The organism is Acetitomaculum ruminis DSM 5522 (assembly GCF_900112085.1).
Lineage (GTDB): Bacteria > Bacillota > Clostridia > Lachnospirales > Lachnospiraceae > Acetitomaculum > Acetitomaculum ruminis.
On record NZ_FOJY01000041.1, the window covers coordinates 1 to 3,236 of the forward strand.

Genomic DNA, 3,236 nt, shown 5'->3' on the forward strand with positions numbered 1-3,236 from the left:
GGGGCTTTAACCCCTTCTGACACTAGTAAGCTTATACCCCCGCTTAAAGCTTACGCTTTTGAAGCGGGGGATTGCTTACACTGCGTTCAAAATGTTCTCTTTTAAAAAAGGTTTTAATTTATACAGGTCGTTTACTGAATCTATTTTAAAGTTAAGTATGATATTAGATTTTAGAATGATTATGAACTCCGCCTTTTTAGCACATATATCATAGCATTAGTACATTTTTATTTAATACTAATTGTACATAAATTAGTATAACTTTATAATGGGTAGTTCACAGAAAAGCTTCTTAAAGGGAGGTAGTTTCTTCATCCCTAAAACTCTGGAATAAAGCCATCCACAATTTTGTAATCAATCCCAGCTTTTTTGGCTTGAGATATTTGGAAACGCCTTGGTATATGGTACATTTTTCCTTCCTTTATAAAATATGCCCCTGTTTGGTGAAATTGAAAAGGGACACCCTTGCTGACACATTGACGACGAACATCCAGTACCCACTCAAAATCAAGAGGGCGCACATTCATTCCCGATTCACCTGAACAGGCTACCTCACAAATGCTACCATCAAGATACTTTTCCAGATTAATTGACCCCAGCATGGGACCAAGTATAATTGTTTTATATTTAATGGGAAGCCTGGAAAAGATTGGCAACCGGAAATCCGCCCGTTCCTGGTTTTCACAGGTACAGCCCACGATAACATTATCATAGCCCTCTCCCCAGTCAGCCGGCACACATTCCATAAAACGCTCAATCCGTTTTGTAAAAAAATAAAACATGCAATCACTTCGGTATTTTATCATTTTCCAACATTCATCACGCCACCTGTCTGCATCCTCCAGCAAAAAGTCTGAAGTAAAACAGGTCATGACGATAGAGCCCGGGTCAATCTTCATTGTTTTATCCCGCTTCTTTTTAATTGGTAAATCAAACTTTTGAGTTTTCCGACACTGTTTTGACGAAACCAAACTTCCATATGCTGCATCTTGCCGATAAACATAACAATAACGGCAGCCTTCTGAATATTTCGTACAACCATGCCAGGGATTCCAGCTTGCAAATTTTACTTCACTCATTTTTATCAACCTTTATTTTCACTGTCACATTTTTTTGCCAGCAATGCTATTTCCTGACTACTTATGCTAAATATTTTGTCCTAAATGTATACACTCTTTGGAAAAATAAACCCATATTCAATAATAGTCATACATTCAAACCAAAATTTATGCATTTCTAATTCTTCTTACATTTGCATTCATTAGTTTTCTTCCCAAATGTCTGTATCCAAATGCTTTTAACAAAGACATTTCCTGATGATGCTCTTTAAGTAACTCATCCGGGGAATCATAGATTCCAAAATCCTGATTAATACCTTCACTTTGTATATAAGTATTATTTCCATTAAAATCTATTATAGGATTTTGAAAGTCTTTTACCGCAACCCCGTAACCGCAAAAAAAGCCACTACAATCTGAAAATTTATTCTGAAGTTTATTTAAATATTTCCTGTCAATAATGAAACCTTCTAATTCATACCAAATACCTTCAAAGTAAACCTCCACCCAGCTATGAAACACATTTTCAGGCGCCCACCTATAGACGAATCCGGTCATGGCTCCCTTTTGTAATTTTTTGTCGATAGTAAACCCATGAACTCGACAAAAAATTCCGCAAGCCCGAAGCAAAGCCATAAATAGAGTTCCTTTCGTATTGCACTGTCCATAGCCATCACTAAGGACTTTTGATGCAGGAATGTTGTCATCAATATTGTAGCCAAATATAATTTCATCCCTTATGTAATTATATATGTCTTTAATCCGCTCATAAGTATCCAAATCCTTCCATCCTCTATCATCTATAAGTCTTTGAATACTATCATCCGAATAGTTTAACATTGGTGTTTCTTTTAAATATTTTTCCATTTTTTCCCCAAAACTCCAATTTATATATTTATTTTCTAAATAATTCCCTCAATTCAACAAAGATTACATTGACTCAGGTATGTTTTCAAGTGCTCTTTTATAATATTTTGTCTGAGTAAATATAAGGTAAAAAGCCAGGTCAATGATATTGTAATCATCAAATAGATTACGACGATTCATTTCTTATTTAGTATCTTTTCTTTCATTTTTCTCTCCTAATACAATTTATTTTATAATCCTTCCATGCCGGTAAAGTTTTAACTATCAACGGTATCAAAATCATTGATAGTTCAAAATCCCTTCCATGCAAGTAAGGACTGAACAGAATATACAGATTTCGATTTTTTAACAAAAATGCATACACCATAATTAAAAAGTCACCCGCTACCACACAAAATCACCGCATCGCCTTCGCATAAGAAAAAAGTGTCGTGGGTAATACAGCAAAAGCTGCACGCCTTTCGGCACGAATGACATAATTAATAATATCATCAATATTTCAAAAAATCTATCAAAATCATTTTCATAAACAACAATAATCATCTCAAAAAAACTTTACCCTTATCTGAAATTTCCCAGTATTCATAATCTGCTATATCCAGTTCCATTTTGTTAAAAGATTTTTAACATATTAAAGCGGACATTCGGAATCCGCTTCGCTACTCCCTCATGAACGCATTAATCCATCATCGCCAATTTTTTTGTAGACGGCTACCCAACAACGCAGTTGTCTTGTTGTACCAAGTACATATTTAGATACGAAAAAAAGAAAACTACCTTGTCCTTCCAGAAACTATGTAACTATTTTTTCTTAAACTCATATAAATGTTGCCGAATTAGATGGTCCGTTTTGCTATACTGAGCATATTGATGAGAATAATTTCAAAAGTGCCGAATATAGCCATTTGATAGCGGTAATGAATTGTTCGTTAAAACGTTAAAGAAATTTGAGGTAAAAAAATATTAAATTTAAAAGAATTTGAGACCTATGTTCTCGAAAAAATTTTTTCTAAGCTCTTAGTCTGATATAAGCCTGCCACCTTTTCCGTAATTTTCCTTTTCCTTTGCTAAAGCCCAATAATAATCAAATCTCGCCACACCAGCGTACTGAAACATTTTAGTATTCTGAACGTTGTATGATACGAGCATTACTTTTATAACTTTTACCATCTGCTTCGTCCTCCCTTATCAATTCTTTAACAAGTTCCTTATCTTTATGATGCTGTATCATAATTGTTGACACTTTATACTCGTATATGATGATATATAGTACGAGGAAAAGGAGGTGCTTTTAATGGCACGAAATCAGAA

Annotated in this window: 3 protein-coding genes; all 3 read right to left on the reverse strand. The window is 34.3% G+C overall.

Going from position 1 to position 3,236, the window contains the following annotated elements; genetic code table 11:
* Positions 1-317 precede the first annotated feature (317 nt).
* Positions 318-1,079 (reverse strand): DUF5131 family protein, encoded by a 762-nt coding sequence (locus BM153_RS13320; RefSeq protein ID WP_092874985.1) that lies wholly within the window; start codon positions 1,077-1,079, stop codon positions 318-320.
* Positions 1,080-1,226: 147 nt separating this feature from the next.
* A complete protein-coding gene (locus BM153_RS13325; protein WP_092874988.1) occupies positions 1,227-1,925 on the reverse strand; it encodes a transglutaminase-like domain-containing protein in 699 nt (232 codons plus the stop codon).
* Positions 1,926-2,942: 1,017 nt separating this feature from the next.
* The gene (locus BM153_RS13330; protein ID WP_242949164.1) at positions 2,943-3,095 is read right to left on the reverse strand and encodes a helix-turn-helix domain-containing protein; all 153 of its coding nucleotides are present in this window, start codon (positions 3,093-3,095) and stop codon (positions 2,943-2,945) included.
* Positions 3,096-3,236 lie beyond the last annotated feature (141 nt).

Excerpts from the sequence above, each read along its gene's own strand:
- BM153_RS13330 (WP_242949164.1), bottom strand. The coding sequence starts at position 3,095 with ATGGTAAAAGTTATAAAAGTAATGCTCGTATCATACAACGTTCAGAAT.
- BM153_RS13325 (WP_092874988.1), bottom strand. The coding sequence starts at position 1,925 with ATGGAAAAATATTTAAAAGAAACACCAATGTTAAACTATTCGGATGAT.
- BM153_RS13320 (WP_092874985.1), bottom strand. The coding sequence starts at position 1,079 with ATGAGTGAAGTAAAATTTGCAAGCTGGAATCCCTGGCATGGTTGTACG.